Genomic DNA, 22,417 nt, shown 5'->3' with positions numbered 1-22,417 from the left:
TCTCTCCCTTACCATTGGGCTTCGCCCTTCACACGCTTGAAGAGGGAGACTTCTTTCGGAAGTACGTTAAAAATGCAAATAGAACAGGGGATTATGAAAAAAGAGCCATTCCATGCGGCATTCCCTAAATCTATTTATAAGAAGAGCGGTACCAATTGAGTACCACTCTCCTCAGCTAATCTACTTTCCTGATGTTTTCAAACGGATAAAACACAAACTTGCTGACCCCTATCATTCGCTCTTTTGGGATATATCCCAGTCCATTGCGGCTGTCAAGGCTTTTCAGCCGGTTATCTCCCATTACAAAATAGTGATGTTCCGGAACTTTTAACGGTCCAAAGTCACCTGTCAGGTTGTTGACAAAATCTTCAGCCGCTTCCTTATTTTCCGAGAGGTAGGATTCATCCCAAATAGTTCCGTTAATAAAGAGCTGGTCATCCCTCATCTCAATCTCATCACCAGGAAACCCAATCAGTCTTTTCACATAATTTTTCTCGTCCCCTTTGATGATGACAATATCGCCCCGATCCAGATCTTCATATTTATTCACGAAGATCTTTTCCTGGTCATGAAGGGTCGGGTCCATCGAAGCGCCTTCCACATAGTAAGGTGAAAAAAGGAACACTCTAATCACCATCACGATGCAGAATCCAAATATAAGAGACTTTAGCCAGCTTTTGACATCCATCCTTTTCAATTTCCATCCCCCAGGCTAAAAGCTTTTGCACCCATATAACGGTCTTTGATTAAATTACGGTGATGAAGCTCATGCCCGGCCATGATATAAGCGATGGCCCTCACGGTTACTTCTGTTCCATTCGCGTTTCCATGCCGCATTAAGTCCTCTTCCCCAAGGCTTTTTAAAAGAGCGGTTGTACCTTGCCGGACAATGGATAGCTGCTCTAAAAGTTCCTGGATGGAGAAACGATTAAAGCTGCCCTTTTTCACATACTCATTATCATCGTACCCTGGCAGCATAGCTGTTTCTCCTCTGCTGATGCATAGAAGGCGATAGGCCATGATGCGCTCGGTATCCGTAATATGGCCGATTACTTCTTTAATGGTCCATTTTTCAGGTGCATACCGGAAGCGGGCCTGTTCATCATTCAAATCTTTTACCAGATTAATAGTGTCTTTTATTTGCCCATGAAGGATTTCCAGTAAATCTCCATCCGGCACTAAGTTTACATAGTTTTGGTAATAAAGTGCATATTCGTTGGCTTCTGGTTTCTTTAGCATTCTTTCCACCCTTTCGCTTTTCTCCATAGCATAACGTTTGGCTCGATTCTAAGCTTATTTTTTTGATTATTGTCTCTATTTTAACATAAATTTCCTCATTAAATCACAAAAAACGAGCGTTCATCTCACTCGTTATGTCTGAAAAAGTTCTCCCATGCCCGCGATTCCTGCCTGTGAAGGGAATGACCATTAAAGGATTAGAATAAAATGCTGCTGATCAAGTGATCTCACTAAAAACACGATGAAGGCCAGCTTCATCGTGTTTTTTATTAGCTTGGTATGAGGCTGGCTGATTTGATTGCACTTGAGAGTGTGGACTTAATGCTTACGTGATCAAATGAAAGACCGAGCTGGACAGCGGTCTGGGCGATTTCAGGCCTTAACCCGGAGATGGTGGTTTTTACTCCGATGAGGCTTAATGCTTCAATCAATTGGAATAACTGATGGGCCACCATCGTGTCAATCATGACAACGCCGGAGAGGTCCATGAACAGCTGGTTGACTCCCAGTTTATTGCACTGCTGAAGTGTATTCTCAAGCATGCTCTTGGCACGGGCCGTATCAATATCCCCGACGAGCGGCAGAAGCGCGATGTCCTTGGTTAGAGAAATGACTGGTGAGCTTAGCTCCCGAATTAAATCCTGCTGGGCCTCAAGCCTTTTTTGGGAATGGTTGTTATATTCCTCTGTGAACCAAGTGACCACTTCACTGATCGCTTTCACGACAATCCTGCGCCATCTTGTAATTTGGCTGCATTCATATTTGTTCTTATTTCTTTCAGTGAATTCGTCAATTAAATCCAGGTACTGGTCCTGTGTTCTGAAAAATTGGTACAGAATCATTGGTAAAGGTGTGCGTAAATGATCTTCATCCTGTGCCACTTTTACGATCCATTTCTCAAAATCATCAAAGAATGTTTCTTCATCCTTATTAAAAACCTCGCAAAATTGTTTATGAAATTCATAGTTTTGTTTTTTGACACTTTCAATAACTGCGGGTTCGTCCGATGCATAGATTCCGCCACTCTGGCTTTTATCCAAATTTGCATACCATTCTTCCGTCAAATCCCACGTTTTTCCCAGCAAAAACTGATACAATTCATTGTTGCGGTGCATACCTGACTCCCCTTACCGTCTATATTATTTTACTCATATTTTAACTGAAGAGCATACGAGTGTCGATTTTAAACCTTTACATCAGCTGTTTTTTACCGCAAATTGCCCAGCAGCTTGCTGAGCAGCTGGTTTAGGCAGCAGGATGCTAATGGCAGAAGCGCCGGCAAGCAGAATGATGGATGCGATAAAGGAGCTGTCATAGCTTCCTGTCAGATCGTATAAAACACCCGGGACGAAGGATCCCAGTGCAGATCCAAGCTGATGGCTTAAATAGATCCAGCCGATCACTGCCCCAACGGACAAATGTTTAAAATACCCGGTTGCGAGTTTCATCGTTGGTGCAACGGTAGCAAAATTAACCACTCCAAAGCTGTTGCACTCTCCCAAGGCATCATAAAAGTCCCAAATGACAGCCGTACCCCCTGCGCGGCCAAGAGCGCGAAGAACGTCAAAACTAAAATAACCCACGCATAATGAACTTTAACAAGCTGCACAATGAAACCTTCTTTCTAGTAACAGTCACCTAAACCAGTTGTGCGAACGGGTTTAGGTGACTCGTATTTTTTAAGAGTAATCATATCATAAAACTTTTATAACATTCGGAATTCTGCTTATAAAAAAAAGAGTACCTATCCACTCCGTTTCATTGGTATAGGTACTAGAAGTTTATTTTTCCCAATTTAGGATTTTATCGGCCTAGATGAGCCATGTAATATCCAAAATCGAACGTTTATGGGACGAAACAGGCAGTTTATCGGCCACACTGATAATCGGAGGCCGAGACGATTAGGCTGTCTAACTGAACTTTACAATTTCTGTATAAATACGACTTTCAGATAGTCCCCCTCTTTGAATTCTTTGATGGTGCGGAAGTCTTCCGGGAGAGTGAATTCTTCAAGAATTCTGTAGCCGTCCCCTGTATGGCTGAACGCTTTTTTAATAAAGTCCTTGAACTTTTTCATGTTGAATGTGCTGCAGTTTGATGAGGCGACGATAATGCCGTTTTTCTCCGTAATTTGAATGGCTTGTTCCAGAAGCTCCGGGTAATCTTTTCTGGCGCTGAACGTATGTTTTTTGGAACGAGCAAAGCTTGGCGGATCCAAAATGACCATATCAAATTTCAGCTGTTTGCGGACAGCATACTTAAAATAGTTAAACACATCTTCAACAATGATATCCTGGGCCTCATAGTCGATTCCATTGACACTGAACATTTCAATGGTTTTGCTTTTGCTGCGGTTGGCCAGGTCGACACTGGTTGTTTTGGATGCTCCGCCAAGAGCTGCAGCAACTGAAAAAGCGCCTGTGTAGGAGAAGGTATTTAAGACTGTATTCCCTTTTGCATATTTGTCACGTATCGTTTTGCGCACATGCCTTTGATCAAGGAACACGCCGACCATGGCGCCTTCGTTCAGGTAGATTGGATAGTTGATTCCGTTCTCTTTTACCATAAGCGGAAAGGCTGCCCGTTCTCCAGCTACAAAGTCATCATCCTCCATATAGGTGCCTTTCACGGCAAAGCGCTTTTTCTCATAAAGGCCTTTCACATCGGCTGTCTTCATGAGGGCTTCTACAACCGTTTTCTTAAATGTGTAAACCCCTTCACTGTACCAGCTGATGACATAATAGCCATCATAATAATCAATGGTGAGGCCGCCGATTCCATCGCCTTCCCCATTGAAAACCCGGAAAGCGGTTGTTTCCGGATCGCTGAAAAGTGCTGCACGCCTTTCGAAGGCTGTTTTAATCTTCTTTGCAAAAAACGTTTTGTCGAGTGTTTCCTGCTGATTGCGTGTCAGGATCCAGCCTCTCCCTTTGTTTTGCTTGCCATAGTAGCCTTTTCCGATAAAACGGTTATTCTCATCTGTCAGTTCAATGATGGCACCCTCTTCGATTCCCTTCGGAAGCTTTTTTACAGACGCCTCTGTCACAAGCGGATAGCCTTCTTGAAAATTCTTCTTATATTTAGACGATGCCGTCAGCTTTATCGCTTTACTCATATTTTCACCCAATCGTTTTGTTAGTGTAGCTATTATTGTAACATTAAAAGCACCAGGCACCTATACCAGCTGGCCAAGTGGTATAGGTGCCTGTCACCAGCAAAGCCCCATTTTCCGCCGTCTTTCGCCATTTGCTTTTTCAATCAAACGTTTGATTGAAAAGACTGGCAGGCTATATTTCGCCTTACTTTTTCCCGGGAAATGATTGAAAAGGCTGTCGAGAGACTTGAGCCTCTATTCGACAGAAACACCCGATTGCTGCAGGCTTGGTTTCTCTATAAATGGCAGGTAATACTTCTTAAAACGGCCCGCATTCACTATTCCAAAATAAAAACCCCAGGCTCAATAGGGCCCAGAGTTTGGTTACCATTTAGCAAAAACTCCACTGCGGGACAGCTGCTTCTTGTTCTTTCAGCATGGTTCCATTCTTGGCAAAGTCTGTGTGCCAGGAGAGCGCTTTTTCAAGGACATGCGGAGTCTGGCCGCCTCTCGTGAGGGCTTCCATGTAGTATTCGCGAAGCTGGTCACGGTACAGCGGGTGCGCACAGTTTTCAATAATGAGTTCTACGCGCTGTCTTGGAGCGAGGCCGCGCAAGTCCGCATAGCCCTGTTCCGTCACAATGACATCGACGTCATGCTCTGTATGGTCAACGTGAGATACAAACGGCACAATGCTGGAGATTTTGCCGTCTTTGGCGACTGATTTTGTGACGAAAATGGCCAAACGGGCATTTCTCGCAAAGTCGCCGGAGCCGCCAATGCCGTTCATCATTTTTGTTCCAAGCACATGGGTAGAGTTGACGTTCCCATAGATATCAAGCTCAAGCGCCGTGTTGATGGAAATCAAGCCGAGGCGGCGGATGATTTCAGGATGGTTGGAGATTTCCTGCGGGCGCATGATTAAGCGGTCCCTGTACCGGTCAAAATTCGAGAAGACCTCTTTCATTTTCTCATCTGACAATGTAATCGAACAGCAGGAAGCAAAATCGACCTTCCCGGCATCCATCAAATCAAAAACCGCGTCCTGCAGCACTTCTGAGTAAACTTCCAGATTCTCAAACTCCGAATCCAGCATTCCATGAAGTACGGCATTGGCCACTGAACCAATTCCGGATTGCAGCGGTGCCAGGCTGTTTGTCAGCCTGCCAGCTTCTATTTCTGTGCGAAGGAATTGGATTAGATGCTGGGCCATAATAACCGTTTCATCATCAGGAGGGACGATCGTCGAAGGGGAGTCCTGCTGATCCGTAAATACAATTCCTTTCACTTTATCCAAGTCCACTTTAATACCAGGTGTACCAATCCGGTCGTCTGCTCTGGTCAGCGGAATTGGATCCCGTTCCCCCTGTTTGCCCGGATCATATAAATCATGCAGGCCTTCCAGCTCTGTAGATTGCGCCAAATTGATTTCGATAATAATCGATTTCGCATTTTCTGCAAAAGACAGCGAGTTTCCGATTGAAGTAGAAGGGATAATCATTCCATCTTCCGTTATTGATACCGCTTCCAAAATAGCAAAATCAACAGGGTCCATGACATTCGCGCGCACAAGCTCTGCTGTGTGGGATAAATGCTGATCCACAAATAAAAAATCCCCCTGGTTAATCCCTTTTCTCATTGTCGAATCCGCCTGGAACGGAAGTCTTTTCCCCAAAATGCCCGCCTCGGCAAAAAGCTTATCCACATCCGACCCCAGCGAAGCTCCTGTATATACATTGACCTTAAAGCGTTCTTTTTTCGCACGGTCAACAAGTGCAAATGGTACCGCTTTCACATCACCCGCACGTGTAAAGCCGCTCAATCCCAAAGTCATTCCGTCCTGAATCCAGGAAGCAGCTTCCTCTTGTGTGACAACCCGGCCGTGCAAACGCGTATCTCTAATTCGTTCCAACCTTTTCTCCATGATGCTCATCCCCTCTATCATGATATATACCATCATTTTACCCGCGAAAAAGGGGGAACCAGGATTTTTGGAATATCTTACGAAAAATTCCGATAAAACAGCAAATTCATAGACTGAAACAGAACGAATTTTCTAAAAACCGAGCAATTTTCGAAAATAGCTGGAATACGACTGGCTGACAGGCACGCGGTCACCATTTTTCATGGCCAGCAAAAACGTTGAATGCGTATCAGGAAAAATCTCCTTTATATGATTAACATTCACAATGAATGAGCGGTGGCAGCGGATGAAACTATCCTTCGGAAGCGAATATTCAAAGTCCTGAAGGGAGTATTTATGTGTGCCAGATTTATCTCCTGTATGTACATAAGTCTTCTTATCCTTTGCTTCGAGATAAACCACCTCTGAAAAAGGAATCGGAATCCATCCATCATTTGTTTTCATCGTGACAACCGACTTGCCGTCTGTCAGGGCCGGAAAAATGGCCGTCACACAGCCTTCTGGCTTTCCTTCATGCAAAAACGGCACCGCCATGCCATGGTACGGGACGCCAAACACATCCCGGTCGATGAACTCAGACACCCGCTGCTGTGACCTTAATGCTTTATGGGCGATGGTCCCTTCTTTCACAATGTCCCCCGACCGGATTTTCAAATCAATCCGTTTGCTCGGCCGGTAGTAAATATATTCATTCGCATTGGAAACGGCAATGGAAATCTCATCGGAAAACAGCTCTCCAATAACGTCAAGCAGCGAAATAACTGTAATGCTTTCCACGTTTTTTCAGCACCTTTCATGATGATTGCACCTCTTATTTTACAAGTTTTTGCAGAAGGTTTCTATGAATCCGTTTTTCTAAAAAATCTTATCATTCCCGGCAAGCTTCCAGCATAGAATAAAGGATTAAAAAACCCTTATAGAAAGGCTGCTTTGGTTAAGTTGTTGATTTTAGCCAGTAATTACATTTCTTATTTGAGTTGATTGTAGCGGAGGGCACTTGATCCTCGAAAATGCTGACGCATTTCCTTCGTGCGGGTTCATACGAGGAAGCTTATTCAATGTCCTGCGGGAAGAGAGGGAGCGGGAGACCCCGCAGGCGTAAAACGCCGAGGAGGCTCCTGTTCCTCCCTGCGGAAAGCAAGTGTCTGGAGCGGAAATCAACGGGCAAGCTTTATAGATCAAAAACAACAATCTTTGCGAAAAGAGCGTATAAAAGAAAGGTTAGGGATAAAGGAGGAGGCTGGCATGCTGATTCGCCATCAAATGGTGGAGAAAAAAGAGGTCCGATACTGTGATGAAACCTTTAATTTGAAGAAGGCGCTGCAGTTCTTAAATGAATCGGGTTACCGCTGTGTCCCGATTTTGGATCAAACCCATACAAAATTTGTCGGGAATATTTATAAAGTTGATATTTTAGAATATAAAGAGGAGCATTCTTTAAATGACCCCATTACGGTTCTGGCAACGGATCAGAACACAGCAATCAATGAAAACGATTCATTTATGAAAGCTTTTTTTACACTGAAAAGATATCCTTATCTGCCTATTGTGAATGAAAATGAACAGTTTGCGGGATTGCTGACGCATGCATCTGTTCTGGAGCTGCTGGAGGAAGCGTGGGGGCTAAACCGCGGCAGCTACACACTGACCGTGGGGAGCTATGGAACAAAGGGAACCCTGAAAAAGATGACCACCATCATCAGCAAGCACAGTGATATTCAGGGTGTCATTTCGCTTGATTCCTCCAATTTCCATGTCAGCCTCATCCGGCGGGTGCTTTTCACATTGCCGAAGGATACAACAGAGGAGACCTTGGATAAAATTAAGAAAGAAATGGACATAAATGGCTTCCGGGTCATTGGGGTCGAGTGTCATAATGGGGATTGCTGATAAAGAAGGAAAAGCCGTTCCGTAATGGAGCAGCTTTTTCTTACCGGTTATTCCGGTGAAAGAATTCCTGATATCCATAAATAATCCAGGCATATGCAGCATTTCATATCAAAATCCCCTTTCTTCCATATTATTCTGCAGGGGATTTGGAGATAGTAACAAATGATGCTTTTTGAACCTGCTGCAGATCTTCATGCCTAAACAGCTGAATCCAGCCTAAATAACCCTTCCATTCTCTTCACTATTTCCTTCCCAATCTCAATGGATGCGGTTGCTGCAGGAGATGGAGCATTTAATACATGAATGGAGCGTTTGCTCGGCACAATGAAAAAGTCATCGACAAGGGAACCGTCATCCTTCAATGCCTGAGCTCTTACGCCGGCAGGTCCGGGTATGATATCGTCTTTTTGGATATCAGGCATGAGCTTCTGGACATTTTTCATAAACAGCTCTTTTGATGCAGAGCGGATCATCTCATCCACTCCCTCTTTCATATATTTGCGTGCGAGCTTCCAGAAGCCTTTATATGCGATAACCTCCATAAGATCAGACACATTTAAATCTGTCTTTTTATAGCCCTCCCGCTTAAAGCTTAGGACCGCATTTGGGCCAACGTCGATCGATCCATTTATCATTCGAGTAAAATGAACGCCCAGGAATGGGAAGTTGGGATTTGGCACAGGGTAGATTAGATTTTTAACCAGGCTGCTTTTCTCTGGTTTGAGCAGATAATATTCACCCCGGAAAGGAACAATTTTTACATCTGTTTTTAATTTGGCAAGCTTGGCAATGCGGTCTGAATGCAGGCCGCCGCAATTAATGTAATATGCCCCTCTTACTTCTCCCTTGCTTGTCTGGACGATGACTTCCTGCGCCGTTTCATCAATGGCCAATACCTTATGGTTCAGCAGAATGTCTCCGCCTTTTTCCGTTATAATCTCCGCCATTTTCTCTGAAACCTGCTTATAGTTTACAATGCCGGCCATTGGGACATGAATGGCTTTTTTTCCATTCACATGCGGCTCGATTTCATGAAGCTCACCATGGTCAATCATGCGGACGCCTAGGCCGTTTTCTAAACCGCGCTGATATAAGTTGTCTAAAAGAGGCAATTCGAAATCTTCGCTTGCGACAATGACTTTCCCGCAGATATCCACTTTAAGGCCATGCTTCCGGCAAAAATCCGTCATGGACTCGCTGCCTTTTTTTGCGAGCCTTGCTTTATAGCTTCCAGGCTTATAATAAATTCCAGAATGGATGACCCCGCTGTTATGGCCTGTTTGATGGGCTGCAACCTGGCCTTCTTTTTCCAGGATCGCTACTTTTGCTGACGGAAAGCGGTTCAGCAGCTCCATTCCTGTTGATAAGCCGACAATGCCTCCGCCAATGATGATGTAATCATACATGATTCTTCACCCTTTCTCTTTCCACTAGACTCTATTCTCCTAAACCTTTTGGTCCGTCTTGCATCCCTTGGTTAAATATAAATTTGCCGTTAAAATCTACAAACTTTACGAGGACAGCATTTCTTTATTTATGCTCAATTCCGCATGCTTCTGCCAATAGTTCAACAATATGGACAACACGCACTTTATCTTGGAGCCCTTCCCGTTTGACCCCAAGGCACATTTGCAGATGGCAGCCAGGGTTGGATGTGACGATGGTATCCGGCGAGACTGTTTGGACATTCTCCATTTTTGCATCAAGTATTTCCATGGATTCTTCATAGTGGACAAGATTATAAATTCCGGCCGAGCCGCAGCACATATCCCCTTTCGGAAGAGGGATATATGTCAATCCCGGTATGCTTTCGAGCAGCTGGACCGGGTCATTAGCAACCTTCTGCACATTTAAGAGATGGCAGGATGGCTGGTACGTTATAACACCTGCGAGTTCCCGGCTGAAATCGATTCCGAGTTTGTTCAATAGTACACTTACGTCTTTATTCTTTTGCACAAACACCTTGGCGCGTTCAGCCCATTCCGGGTCATTTGCGAGCAGATGATCATATTCAACAAGCATGGCGCCGCATCCGCCAATGCTGTTAACAACATAATCAAACTTGCCTTTCTCAAAAGCGGCGATATTTTCTTTCGCCAGCTTTTTCGATGTATTCGTATCCCCGCCATGGTTCTGTAGGGCTCCGCAGCAGGTTTGCTCTTTGATCACGGTGACTTCACAGCCTGCATGCTTCAGCAATTGGATGCTGAGATCATTGATTTTGGCAAAGAATACATCCATGATGCACCCGGTAAAAAAAGCAACACGCACTTTAGGCTCATGTTCAGGACTCTGTGTACTTTTCCTTAGTTGTTTATGCGGCAATTCAATTGCAGGAGTTATTTCCGCAAAAGCCTGAAGCTGCTCAGGAAGAATGCCAAGCATCTTACTTTTGCGGGCAAATGAGTCCAAGCCTGTTCTTTGGTAAGCCCGCAGTGAAGCTCTCATTGCGGCCAAAAGTTTTTTATTCGGCAACGCTTTTTGCAGTGCCATATTTTCAATGAATGGTGCAGGAGCAGCAGCAGCTTTTAGTTCCTTAAATGATTCGAGAATTTTTCCGTATTGCACATTAGTTGGGCAAGCCGTCTCACAGGCACGGCAGCCGAGGCAAAGTTCCATCGACTCGTTTATTTCATCGATGGTTATTTTACCTTCCGCTGCCATTTGCACGAGATTAATTCGCCCGCGGGGGGAATGCCTTTCTTTTCCCATTGTGGCGTAGGTGGGACAAGCCGGGAGACAATAGCCGCATTGGACACAATCAAACGTTTCACGATAAGCAAGCTGACTAGTCATGGACTAACACAAGCTTTTGCCCTTTTTTCTCAGGAAAAATCTTTCCCGGATTCATAATGTTATTGGGATCCCAAGCTTTTTTCATTCTTTTCATCATGTCCACCCCTGCTTCTCCAAGCTCCATCTCCATAAAGGGCGCCTTCATTGTTCCGATTCCATGCTCCCCCGAGAGCGTTCCCCCCAGTTCAATGGCTGCTGTAAAAATTTCCTCTACCGCTTTTTCCACACGCTTCATCTCTTCTTTATCCTGTTTATCGGTAATAATATTCGGATGCAGATTTCCATCGCCCGCATGACCGAAAACAACCAGATCAATTTCATATTTTGCTTTGATTTCCTGAAGCCTTCTGAACATTTCAGGAATCTTGCTTCTGGGAATCGTGGCATCCTCCGAAATCTTCGTCGGTTTTTTCCTGACAATGGCCGGAGAAACGAGCTTTCTTGCTTTCCAAAGCTTTTCAGCAGACTCCTCATCTCTGGCAATGATGGCTTCCCTTGCCCCCACTTCCAGGCAAACCTGTTTCACCTGCTCGCTTTCGTCCCTGATAGCGATCGGATGGCCATCAAGCTCGATCAGGATGATGGCATCCACATCCACCGGAAGCCCAATCGGCTGAAACTCCTCCACCGCCTGGATGGATGCCTGGTCCATGATTTCCATTTTGGAAGGCAGGATGCCAGATGTGAGAACCGCCGAGATGGCTTTTCCGGCATCGATAATGTCATCAAATATGACCATCATCGTCTGGGTGGCCTGCGGCCTTGGAATCAGCTGGAGAGTCGCCTCCGTTATAATCCCTAAAGTTCCTTCCGACCCAACAATCAGTTTTGTTAAGTCATAGCCTGTGACATTTTTGACCGTCCTTCCGCCAGTCCGGATGATTTCTCCTTCTGGTGTGACGATCTCAAGCCCGAGCACATAATCCTTTGTGACCCCGTATTTTAATCCGCGCGGACCACCGGCGTTTTCAGCCAGATTCCCTCCAATCGTTGAAACATGAGAGCTGCTGGGATCCGGCGGATACATAAGCCCATGCCTTCCCGCTTCACGGTCAATATCAGCTGTGATCACTCCTGGAGATACAATCGCAACCGTATCAGCCTGGTCGATCACCAAAGTCTGCGTCCATAGTGAAAAATCCAGAACCATTCCTCCATGGACTGGGAGCGGGCCTCCGCTCAGACTCGTTCCCCTGCCCCTCGGATAAACGGGAATGTTCAATTCATTCGCGAGCTTGACAATGCCTGCGACTTCCATTGTTGATATAGGCTGCAAAATGATTTCAGGAATATAAGCACCAAAAGATCCATCGTATGAATAAGAAACCAAATCTGCTTTTTCCAGGAGAATCCGCTTCTCTGATCCCATTATGCTTTTAAGCCGGCCTAAAGCCTGTTCCGTGATCACATCGGCACCTTCTTTCCTTCCTCTTCGTTCGCTTTTAGCTTCTTTCTGACATTTTCGAGATGAATCTGCATAGCCTCTGCAGCCGCTAAATCATCCCCCTCTTTGATGGCTGATAAAATACTCATATGTTCCTGAAAAACCTGCTTCCGCTTCTCCGGCAGTCCCACGTTTTTCTGCAGTGAAAAAGCGATCGCTTTTCGGTATAGAACATCTATGTTTTCCATTACTTGTATCATGAATCTGTTTTTGGTGGCACCTATCAGGTGTTTGTGAAAATTAACGTCAGCCTGGTCTCCTACTGCCTCTGGGTTCGTTAATGTAATCTCGAATTGCTCCAGTGCCTGCTTCATATTTTCCAAATCAGCTTCATTACGGCGCAAGGCAGCAATCGCTGCTGCCTGTGTCTCCATAACGATCCGCATTTCCAGAAGCTCAAAAACCTGCTCCACCGGGATTAATTCAATTGCTAAAGAACCAAGCATGTCCGCCATATTAACCTCTTTAACAAAGCTGCGGCCGCCTTGCCTGGATTCGATAATTCCGCTTGCAGAGAGAACACTCAATGCTTCTCGAACAGGCGCACGGCTGACGCCAAACAGTTTGGCGAGTTCGTTTTCGGAGGGCATTGGCTGATTTTGCGGAAATCTGCCTTCCTTTATCATTTCCTTAAGTTCATCCAGCACTTGAGCCGATATTTTTTTTCGTTCGATTTTCATTGATGTTCGCTCCTTATATGGTGATTTCTACTGAACTGCTTTTCTTTACTCGGACGATATGGAAAATAATTGCAAATACACATAGCCCAAGTCCGGCAATATCCGTCATCATGCCGGGTTTAATCAGCATGATGGCTCCTGCAAACATAAGGATTCTTTCAACAATAGTCAGCTTGGCATTTAAATAGTTTCCTAGTGCAGATGCCAAAGCATAGATTCCAAGTGTACTTGTGATTAAGACAAGTGCGACAGAGGCATATGATAAGGCCTCTCCCTCTGCAGCCTGAAGCAGCATGTTCGGGTTATAGGCAATCATGAATGGAATGATAAAGCCTGGCAGCGAGATTCTAAGTGCTTCCCACGAAGTTTTCATAGCATTGGCACCAGCCAGCCCGGCTGCCGTATAAGAAGCTAAAGCTACCGGCGGGGTAATATTGGACAATGCACCGAACCAGAACACAAAGAAGTGGGCAGCGACCGGATTAACGCCCGCTTCAATAAGGGCTGGGGCAGCTGTAACCGCAACGACGATATAAAGGGCTGTTGATGGGAGCCCCATACTAAGCACAATACAAGTAATCATGACGACGATTAAAATAAGCCACAGGTTTCCGCCTGTTAATTCAACTATATTGTAAGCCAGAGTAGAGCCAATGCCAGTCATGGTGACCACACAGATGATAATCCCGATCGCAGCACAGGCAATCCCTACCTGGATGGTCCCTTTTCCGCCTTCGATAAAGGCTTCAATTGTTTTTGAGAATGTAATTCTGGATGATTTATCTTTTGCCAGCCAGCTTGCTAAAATGACAGAGCCAATTCCGGCAAAACCGGCAAATAGAGCTGTTTTACCCATTAACAATGTGGCGATGACAACGATTATCGGAATAAGCAGAACGCCGCGCTCCTTCAGGATGTGCACAACATTCGGAATGTTTTCCTTGCTGATTCCTTTCAAGCCCTGCTTTTTCGCTTCAATATCAATGGCAAAAATCAGCGCAATATAATAGAGAAAACTTGGAATAATCGCTGCCAGGATAACCGTGGTATAGGAAATTCCGAGAAAACCGGCCATAATAAAGGCGGCAGCACCCATAATCGGCGGCATGATCATACCGCCAGTTGAAGCCGCTGCTTCAACTGCTCCTGCAAATTTAGGTTTTAAGCCAATAGACTTCATCAAAGGAATGGTGAAGGCACCCGTTGTCGCTACGTTGGCAACAGCACTTCCGCTCAGTGAGCCTGTTAAGGCACTTGAGATAACCGCTACCTGTGCCGGACCTCCCCGCTTTCTGCCTGCAATCGCCAGCGCCAGATCATTGAATAGCTGAGTGGCACCGCTGACAGACAGGAAAGCACCGAATAAGACGAACATAACAATAAAAGTTGAAGCCGTGGAAAGGGTTAGCCCCAGCACACCTTCTGTCGTCATATATAGGCGATATAATAGCCTTTCAAATGAAAAGCCGGCATGGCCGAAAATCCATGGAAAGTACGTTCCGAATAAAGCATAAACAATGGCTCCTCCGCAGAGAATGGGGATAAATATTCCCACTGCCCGTCGAGATGCTTCGAGTAAAACAATTATGGTAATAGCTCCAAAAATATAATCAATCATAATTGGCTGCGAGCCTCTGTCCACATGGATAGTGGTATAGTTTAATAGCAGATATCCCAGTCCAGCAATGGAAAGTGCAGCAAACAGATAATCTGGAACAGTAAATCGATGCTGATTGGAAAACTTTCCTGCTGGATAAAGGAAAAAAGTCATGACCAGCAGAAATCCAAGGAAAATCAGGTTTCTATAAATCTCTTGAATATTGGATAACCCGTTCGAATAGATGGCAAAAATTGAAAACATGACAGCGATCACAGCAGCTGCCTTTTTATATGGGCCATTCAGCAGGCGCATGCCGCCGCCTGCTTCTTTATCCAAATCAGTTGGTTTGTTTGCTTGTTCAGTAGATGGATTCGTCATATTGTGCCCTCCTTTATTTCGCTTCCGGCGGTATCAGGTTTTCCGGTATATCCAAACCGGCTTCTTTAAAATATTTATAAGCTCCCGCATGCAATGGAACGGATACGCCATCCAAGGCCGTTTCCAACGTCATTTCTTTGGCAGAGCTGTGCACTTCATACATTTCATCCAGGTTTTCATAAAGTGCCTTTGTCAAAATATAGATGGTTTCTTCATCTATTTCCTTTGTAGTAGATAATAGGTTTGGCTGGGCAATGGTGCTGATATCCTTATCTACCCGCGGATAGGTCCCCGCTGGTATGACATATCGGTACCAAGTGTCTGAAACAGCATTAATGCTTTCTAATTGCTCATCTGTCACTTCCAAAATGGATGCTTTTACATTACTTGCATACATATCTGTTACAGCTGAAATGGGAATGCCGGCTGGAAGTGATCCGCCATCAAGCCGCCCATCTCTCATCGCCGAAACGGTATCACTGTAGCCGAGATATTCTGGAGAAATATCTTTCTTTGTTAATCCCAGTCCTTCCATCATTACAACTGTCGATTGTTCTGTTCCGCTTGCCTGCGGGCCGACCGAGAAACCTGTTCCCTTTATATCCTCAATCGTTCCCGTTTCCATTTTGTCATTCATAAGCACGAAATGTTCCACGTTTGGCCAAAGCATCGAAATCGTGCGAAGATCCTCGTAGCGCTTCCCTTCGAAGGAGCCATTTCCGGCATACGCCTGGGATGAAATCAGCCCTTGCAGTATGGCCAGCTGGGCTTCCCCATCACGAAGGAGCTCAATGTTTTCAATGGAACCGGCAGATGACTGACCGCTCGCTTGAATTTTTTCACCTTTGAGATGACTGCTCCATACATTGGCCATTCCGACTCCGATTGGATAATATGTACCTCCTGTTGATGCAGTTGCCACAGAAATAAACTTTTTATCTTTGTTTTCAGCAGCGGTCCTTGCTCCAACAATCGCAATAAACACGAGTGTAAAAATGGTTATCATGATCTTCCACTTTTTTTGCATCCTTACCCTTCCTCCTCTATGTTGAATGTAAGCGCTTCTCTCTAACTTGTATTACAAGTATACAAGATTATCTGTGTAAAATTCAACGAAAATTCTAATTTTTTGTTTTATTATGTGAAATAAAACGGCTAAATTCATTGGTATTTCGAGCTTTTTCAACATAAAAACAGGAATTTCCACCTGGGATGATTTTAATAGATTAACAAAAGCACAAAAATGAAGGCCATTTTCCAAAATTTGAAAATGGCCTTCATTTTATAATAGCTTCCCCCTATAATACTCATCCACAAACTCACCATGTATCAGCAAGGAGTGTTTTTTGATGCCCTCGATTTGGAAACCGGCTTTTTGGTATAAAGCCACGCCCGCTTCATTTTTCCTCTTTCAAGCTATTTTTCTAGCAAACTGCCATCTTTATTCTTCCGGTTGTTTACGGCACCTGGCACTTTTACTGTTCTACCGCTCTACTGTCCGAGCGCAAACCGCTCCAACCACGAGTCCCCAGACGGGTGCACTAATGTGCAGGAAACTGATGCCGGACAGGGTGACGATGAAGGCGGCGAGTGCGCTTAATCGGTACCTGCTTTCGGAGAATCCCATTTGCAGGCTGGAGTGCAAGACTCCGATTAGGGCAAACCCAGCCAGCAGCGAGATAAATGCCTGGGGGAGCGATTGGATAAAGGGCACGATTTTCCATGCAAAAATCCCAAAGACAATCGTGATGGCGCCAGAAACGACAGCCCCCATATACCGTTTCTCTCTGGGCCCTGAATCCGGTCCCGCACAAATAGCACTCATCATGCCGGCGATATTGGCACACTGCCCGCCAAAAAAACTCGTGATGACGGAAAAAACACCGCTCGATGATACAATTTTGCGGATAGGCGGCTTAAAGTCCGAGCTTTCCAATGCTCCTATTCCTGGTGCTGCGTCATTGCTAAGAATCAGCATGGAGAGCGGCAGTGCAATCGTGACCAGCCCCATCCAGCTGAATTCCGGCATCTGCAAAGACGGCAGGAAATAGGCGATCTCATCGGCCGGCTTCAAGCCCTCTGTGAAAAATAGGACCAGAAAGGCCGCCGTAACTGCCGCCAATACCGGCGGGAATTTGCTTATATATCTTGTCACAAGCAAAAAACTGATTAAAGCTGCCCCTCCAACAAGAGGCATTGCCTGAATCGCCGGCACGATCTGAACGACATAGCCGGCAACCAGCCCGCCAAGCATGGATGCGATGACTTCTTTAGGCACCCAGGCAATGATTTTTGTGAATAGGCCGGTAATGCCAACCAGAAAAATCAGAAGGCCTGACATGACATAGCCTCCAATCAGTTCCGGATAGGTGTACTGGGCCGTCATAGTGGCTAAAAATGCCGCACCTGTGATGGAATGGCCGCCTGTAATCGGAATCCTATACAGCAGCGGCATAAGGATGCTGTAAGCCCCGCCAAAAAAATAGACGGCGAACATCCAGTTAATGGTCTGCTGGCCGGTAAATCCCCCGGCTGCCGCTGCCTGTAAAATGATGAGGGCAGGCCCTGTCATGACCAGCGTACTCGCTATAATTCCCGCCGATATATTTTCACCTGTCAAATCCCGGATCATCGGCTGCTTAAGTAATTTTCTCTTTTCACTATCTACATGATGTTTTTTTTCTGGCAAACCCATATCCCTGTCCCCGACTTTCATTTTTTTATTACTATCATGATTTTAAACATCCGTATTGTCAAACTATTTCGTATACTGAAGCAATTAATAAACAACAACAATTATTGAGACATAAAAAATGATTTATAGCGCTCCCGTTTAATAGCAATAGGTAAGACTTTGATGTTATCTCCATCTTTTCCCCTGCTCCACACCCAACGTGCGGCTTTCACCGCATTAGGCGTTCCATCTTATTCTTTTAGACTAATGCAACTAAATTACAAACCTTACGAAATTGGTGTAGCTTCTTCAATTGTTTTCCATCTAATTGAAGAATGTTCCTATATCGTTCAATCGTCTTTTCACTTGTAGCATGGATTAATCTATGGACATCTTTATGTACGATTACAAGATTATTAAACTCATCTGTACCTCCCAAATGTCGGGGTAGCTTATGATGACAGTGTACCTGATTAGATGTTAAAAATTCCCCTGTTACTGCACATATTCCTAATTGCATTGAGTACCTTGAAATTCTGTTATCTGCAATTTCTAGATTGTCCTTGCCGTAAGGTATTTTTAACATTTTGTTAATTTCTATGGCAACGTCGGCTCTAAGATTTTGATGAAGTTTAAGCCTTCCTTCATTTGTATAATTACATATATCTTGACTGAAGTTCAGGGCATTCTTTGTTTGAATATCTCCTAATGGAAATAAATATGCACCAGCAATTTTATATGTTCTGAAATTATTCTTATGAAGTCTCTTGTATGTTTCTGATGGCTTTATAGGTTTTCCATATTTGCCAATTGATTTTAGACGATTATACATGGTTTTCAAGAGACGATAGGCTATTTTCCCAAAATCTTTATTGATATGAGTCGCAACCTTGAAGTAATTTTTTATTCCGAGAATATAAGCGTTATAATCCATGACAGTATGCGGTGTTGGCTTATTTTGGATTTCGCGAATTAAATATCTAAGTTTTTCTAGTATATTTTTCATCTTATTATCCATAACGTGTGTATTGGCTACGTATTTATTACGCTTGGTTACTGCTTTAAGAGAAAAACCCAGAAAATCAGATTTCCTCTTTCTAAGATTAGTAATCGCTGATTTCTCGGTTGATATATCAAGGTTTAGCTGATTTTTCAAGTATTCCTTGGCAGCGTGAAATATTTTGATAGCTGATTGATGGGAATTTGTGAAAATCTTGAAATCATCTGCATATCTAACGATATACATTTGTTTGAGATTCGTTTTCCTTAACGCTCTTGTTTTACTATTAGTCGCGTAGGCATGTTTTGTTTTTAGGCATTCCCATTGGTTAGCTATCCACCAATCTAAGTCATTTAAAACAATGTTTGATAAAAGAGGAGACAGAATTCCTCCTTGCGAAGTTCCTTTAGTTGGAACACCAATGTCTTTGATTGGTGCTTTTAGCATTCTCGAAACAATCGTTAAAACTCTTTTGTCCCGTATGCCTATACTGTACATTTGTTTAATTAACTTTGAATGGCTCACGTTGTCAAAGAAACCTTGTATATCAATGTCTACTACATGATGCAACTTCACATTATTGACTAAGAACTGACATCTGGCCATTACATGATGAGTGGACCTATTTGGTCTAAAACCGTATGAATGGTGATAAAATTTGGCTTCACATATTGGCTCTAATACTTGTTTGAACAACTGTTGGATTAGTCTATCTCTCATAGTCGGAATACCTAATGGACGTTTCTTTCCATTGGGTTTGGGTATCTCAACCCTTCGGACCGTTTGAGGTTTATAATTCTGTAATACTTTTCGAATTTCCTCGATAAATTCATCAGCGTTCTCAATCTTGTATTGGTCAATCGTGATGCCATCCGTTCCAGCTGTTTTTGAACCGGTATTCGCTTTAATGTTCCGAAAGGCTAATAAGATGTTGTCTTTCGATATGATATGTTCATATAGCCTTAAACCATTTGTAGCATTGTTTTTACTTCGCTCATAAAGGTCATCAAATATGTCTTGCATATCGTAATATTCTGCATGTCGTAAAGCTGTACTCACCGATGGATTGTTTCTCCTTCCTTGCGGAAAATCCCATCATCTTACTCGACCCTGTGAGTTTCATTTAGTTATGTTAGTTTTCAAAGAGAAGACTTGGGACTATCCCTCCACGTTCGTTACACGCTTCAACGGTACTGTGTCCCTACTTTCGCAAGAATAAAGTCACTTCGATGAATAATTATCTTATAGACACCATCCCGATAGTAGTCGTTTAATAGTAGATGTTTCTTACTTACAACGTTCCGATTAACCTAGCTTTACATATATCCGTAGGTGCTCACTTTAAGCCTGCCAACCTTTATCCTCATTTGTTAGATATCCCGAAGTTCCTATACACTACTCGTACTTTCCGGTGTTTGACACTGCGTTCGCAGCATACGCCTTTCGAGCGTATTAAATTCTAGACCCGTACATTCGCAAGTTCGTCAGTCCAGTTGGACATTCTCACCATAGATATTTTGTAGCATCCCGACCTATCACAAACCATATTCTAGAAAAGCAACTTAGGTTCATTTCAGCCGACTTTACCTAGCTTCATACACATTCTGACTACTATCATTATGTGCATGTAGGAGGATCAGACAACTCGTTTCAGCGCAACATGACGGCTTTCATTCCGAATTTCAATTAATCAGTTGTAATTGCTTAATAGCAATTCTCCTATTTCGTGCTTTCGCACTTATAAGGAAACGTTTCGCGCAGCACATTGCTTCACGAACTAAATCGAATAAATTTCCCAAATAAGTTTACGGTTGGGTGATTGACTCTGGCCAACTCTTCCTCGATTCCATCTTAAGGGATTGAGGTTCGTTAAAGTACGGCAGTTTTTCAATCCTACCCTGTTCAAATAGAAAAAAGCGCTTATCCTGTATGGATAAACGCGCATCTTGTTAAATAAATCACCTATATTATTGTGATTTCTCCCAGCCAGGTCCAGTTATAAGATGTGAGTTTTGACTACATCGCTTGAATATAATCCCGTCTTTAAAAGTTTAACTTTTTTTGAAAAAATAGGATTACTGGGCTTTCTGCAAGAGAACCTTTTTGGCTTGTCCTTTTGCTTCTTTTCTTTCCCTGGACAATGATTTATAAAGCGATATGCTGATGATGCCCAATATGAGTGTAAAAGGAAGAGCGGAGACCAAGGAAGCGGTTTGCAGCCCTTTTAATCCACTGCTGGCAATTAACACAGCAGTAATTCCGGCCATTAATACCCCCCAGATCACTTTTACCATGTTGGATGGATTCAAATCCCCATCCGATGTCATCATGGCAAGAACGAAAACAGCTGAATCCGCCGAGGTTACAAGGAATATGACGATCAGGACTAGCATGATCACTGATAACAAGGTGTATAACGGAAACTCCTTTAATAGAACGAAAATGGCGGTTGTCACATCTTGCGAAACAGCTTCGGATATGGCAGTACCCTGGAACAAATCCATGTATAATCCCGTTCCTCCGAAAATCGCCATCCATACAAACCCAATAGCTGGAGGGACAACCATTACACCTATTATAAATTCCCTGATCGTTCTCCCTTTTGAAATCCGGGCTACAAAGGAACCAACGAAAGGAGACCAGGCAATCACCCATGCCCAATAAAACACTGTCCAATCCTGAACCCACGCCTCACCTGTATATGGGGTCAAATAGAAGCTCATTTCCATAAAATGCTGGATATAATCGCCGATGGCAAGGACAAAGCTTTCAAATATGAATACGGTGGGGCCCCTGAACAGGAAGAACACCATTAAAGCAAGGACCAAGATCATGTTTGTATTACTCAAAATCTTAATCCCTTTATCAATACCGGTTGTAGCTGAAACAAGATAAAGGGCAAGCATGATGCCAACAATGCCGATTTGTACCCAAGGGTTGTTTGGAACTGAGAAGACATAGTTCAAGCCGCCATTAATTTGCAGCACACCCATCCCCATCGAGGTGGCAATTCCCGTTACCGTAGCAATGACAGCCAGTATATTAACCGCTGACTTCAGCCTTTTTCTTTTTTCGGGGTGATTTGCGCTTAATACTTCGCCTACAAGAACCCTCCGTTTATGACGGTATTGATAATAAGCAAGAGCCAGTCCGACAATGGCAAAGACAGACCATTGATGAATGCCCCAGTTAAAAAAGGAATATCGCATGGCTACCCGGGCAGCTTCTGCTGATTGCGGCTCGACTCCAGGAAGCGGCGGAGAAGAAAAGTGAGTCAGCGGTTCTGCTACACCCCAGAAGACAATTCCTACCCCAAAACCCGCGCTGAACAGCATACTAATCCAGGCAAATAAAGAATATTCGGCTTTTTCTCCATCCGGCCCGAGTTTTATGCTTCCATATTTACTAAAAGCAAGGTATAAACAGAAGAAAACAAACACAGCAACACTGAGTAAATAAAGCCATCCAAATGATTTACTTGTAAAGCTAAAAACGATAGAGGCATTTTTAGCAAGACTATCAGGTGAAAAGGCTCCCCATATGGTAAAAAGTCCAACGATTATGGCCGAGATTTTAAAGACTGGATTGTTATATGAAGCGCGGTCCCGATTTTTCTTCAAAATAAAATCCTCCCTCTATAAATATTGATATATCAACGGTTTGACCCGTTGGTGGGATGTCAAAAAAATATTTTTCGA

16 protein-coding genes and 1 pseudogene are annotated in these 22,417 nt (G+C 43.9%); 1 reads left to right on the top strand and 16 read right to left on the bottom strand.

Annotated elements, in window-relative coordinates:
• Positions 1-175: 175 nt before the first annotated feature.
• From lepB to NCCP133_RS20710, 7 genes and pseudogenes are all read right to left on the bottom strand, one after another.
• A complete protein-coding gene (lepB, locus tag NCCP133_RS20740; RefSeq protein ID WP_264807142.1) occupies positions 176-688 on the bottom strand; it encodes a signal peptidase I in 513 nt (170 codons plus the stop codon).
• 5 nt (positions 689-693) lie between these two features.
• The gene (locus NCCP133_RS20735; protein ID WP_264807141.1) at positions 694-1,239 is read right to left on the bottom strand and encodes a DinB family protein; all 546 of its coding nucleotides are present in this window, start codon (positions 1,237-1,239) and stop codon (positions 694-696) included.
• Positions 1,240-1,508: 269 nt separating this feature from the next.
• Positions 1,509-2,354, bottom strand: a complete 846-nt coding sequence (locus NCCP133_RS20730; protein ID WP_264807140.1) for an STAS domain-containing protein — start codon at positions 2,352-2,354, stop codon at positions 1,509-1,511.
• 81 nt (positions 2,355-2,435) lie between these two features.
• A pseudogene (locus tag NCCP133_RS20725) lies at positions 2,436-2,723 on the bottom strand (MFS transporter); the annotation flags it as partial.
• A 437-nt stretch (positions 2,724-3,160) separates the two neighbouring features.
• Positions 3,161-4,354, bottom strand: coding sequence for a class I SAM-dependent rRNA methyltransferase (locus NCCP133_RS20720; protein WP_264807139.1), 1,194 nt, complete (start codon positions 4,352-4,354; stop codon positions 3,161-3,163).
• 370 nt (positions 4,355-4,724) lie between these two features.
• Complete coding sequence (locus tag NCCP133_RS20715) at positions 4,725-6,257, bottom strand: acetyl-CoA hydrolase/transferase family protein (protein WP_264807138.1); 1,533 nt, start codon at positions 6,255-6,257, stop codon at positions 4,725-4,727.
• Positions 6,258-6,389: 132 nt separating this feature from the next.
• The gene (locus NCCP133_RS20710; RefSeq protein WP_264807137.1) at positions 6,390-7,034 is read right to left on the bottom strand and encodes a LytTR family DNA-binding domain-containing protein; all 645 of its coding nucleotides are present in this window, start codon (positions 7,032-7,034) and stop codon (positions 6,390-6,392) included.
• Positions 7,035-7,502: 468 nt separating this feature from the next.
• On the opposite strand from NCCP133_RS20710, the gene cbpA reads away from it, so the two are divergent.
• Positions 7,503-8,147 carry a cyclic di-AMP binding protein CbpA gene (cbpA, locus tag NCCP133_RS20705; RefSeq protein ID WP_264807136.1) on the top strand — a complete coding sequence of 215 codons (645 nt, stop codon included), beginning with the start codon at positions 7,503-7,505 and terminating at the stop codon, positions 8,145-8,147.
• Positions 8,148-8,344: 197 nt separating this feature from the next.
• Here cbpA and lhgO read toward each other — a convergent pair whose 3' ends face one another.
• From lhgO to NCCP133_RS20655, 9 genes are all read right to left on the bottom strand, one after another.
• Positions 8,345-9,553, bottom strand: a complete 1,209-nt coding sequence (gene lhgO / locus NCCP133_RS20700; RefSeq protein WP_264807135.1) for an L-2-hydroxyglutarate oxidase — start codon at positions 9,551-9,553, stop codon at positions 8,345-8,347.
• Positions 9,554-9,677: 124 nt separating this feature from the next.
• Complete coding sequence (locus NCCP133_RS20695) at positions 9,678-10,943, bottom strand: (Fe-S)-binding protein (RefSeq protein WP_264807134.1); 1,266 nt, start codon at positions 10,941-10,943, stop codon at positions 9,678-9,680.
• Positions 10,936-12,351, bottom strand: coding sequence for an FAD-binding oxidoreductase (locus NCCP133_RS20690; RefSeq protein WP_264807133.1), 1,416 nt, complete (start codon positions 12,349-12,351; stop codon positions 10,936-10,938). Before NCCP133_RS20690 ends, NCCP133_RS20695 begins: the two co-directional genes overlap by 8 nt.
• On the bottom strand, positions 12,348-13,067 hold the full coding sequence (locus tag NCCP133_RS20685; RefSeq protein ID WP_264807132.1) for a FadR/GntR family transcriptional regulator: 720 nt from the start codon (positions 13,065-13,067) through the stop codon (positions 12,348-12,350). The genes NCCP133_RS20690 and NCCP133_RS20685 overlap by 4 nt, the downstream gene beginning before the upstream one ends.
• 13 nt (positions 13,068-13,080) lie before the next feature.
• A complete protein-coding gene (locus tag NCCP133_RS20680) occupies positions 13,081-15,045 on the bottom strand; it encodes a TRAP transporter permease (protein WP_264807131.1) in 1,965 nt (654 codons plus the stop codon).
• Between the two features lie 13 nt (positions 15,046-15,058).
• On the bottom strand, positions 15,059-16,072 hold the full coding sequence (locus NCCP133_RS20675) for a TAXI family TRAP transporter solute-binding subunit (RefSeq protein WP_264807130.1): 1,014 nt from the start codon (positions 16,070-16,072) through the stop codon (positions 15,059-15,061).
• A gap of 456 nt (positions 16,073-16,528) precedes the next feature.
• On the bottom strand, positions 16,529-17,740 hold the full coding sequence (locus tag NCCP133_RS20665) for a benzoate/H(+) symporter BenE family transporter (protein ID WP_264807129.1): 1,212 nt from the start codon (positions 17,738-17,740) through the stop codon (positions 16,529-16,531).
• Positions 17,741-17,978: 238 nt separating this feature from the next.
• A complete protein-coding gene (gene ltrA / locus NCCP133_RS20660) occupies positions 17,979-19,778 on the bottom strand; it encodes a group II intron reverse transcriptase/maturase (protein WP_264807128.1) in 1,800 nt (599 codons plus the stop codon).
• A 1,016-nt stretch (positions 19,779-20,794) separates the two neighbouring features.
• On the bottom strand, positions 20,795-22,339 hold the full coding sequence (locus NCCP133_RS20655) for a BCCT family transporter (protein ID WP_264807127.1): 1,545 nt from the start codon (positions 22,337-22,339) through the stop codon (positions 20,795-20,797).
• Positions 22,340-22,417 lie beyond the last annotated feature (78 nt).

The sequence above is a fragment of the Cytobacillus sp. NCCP-133 genome (assembly GCF_026011715.1).
In the GTDB taxonomy this organism is placed as follows: Bacteria; Bacillota; Bacilli; order Bacillales; family Cytobacillaceae; genus Cytobacillus.
Note: the sequence above shows the minus strand (reverse complement) of the source record. Positions and strands in the feature narration are given on the sequence as shown.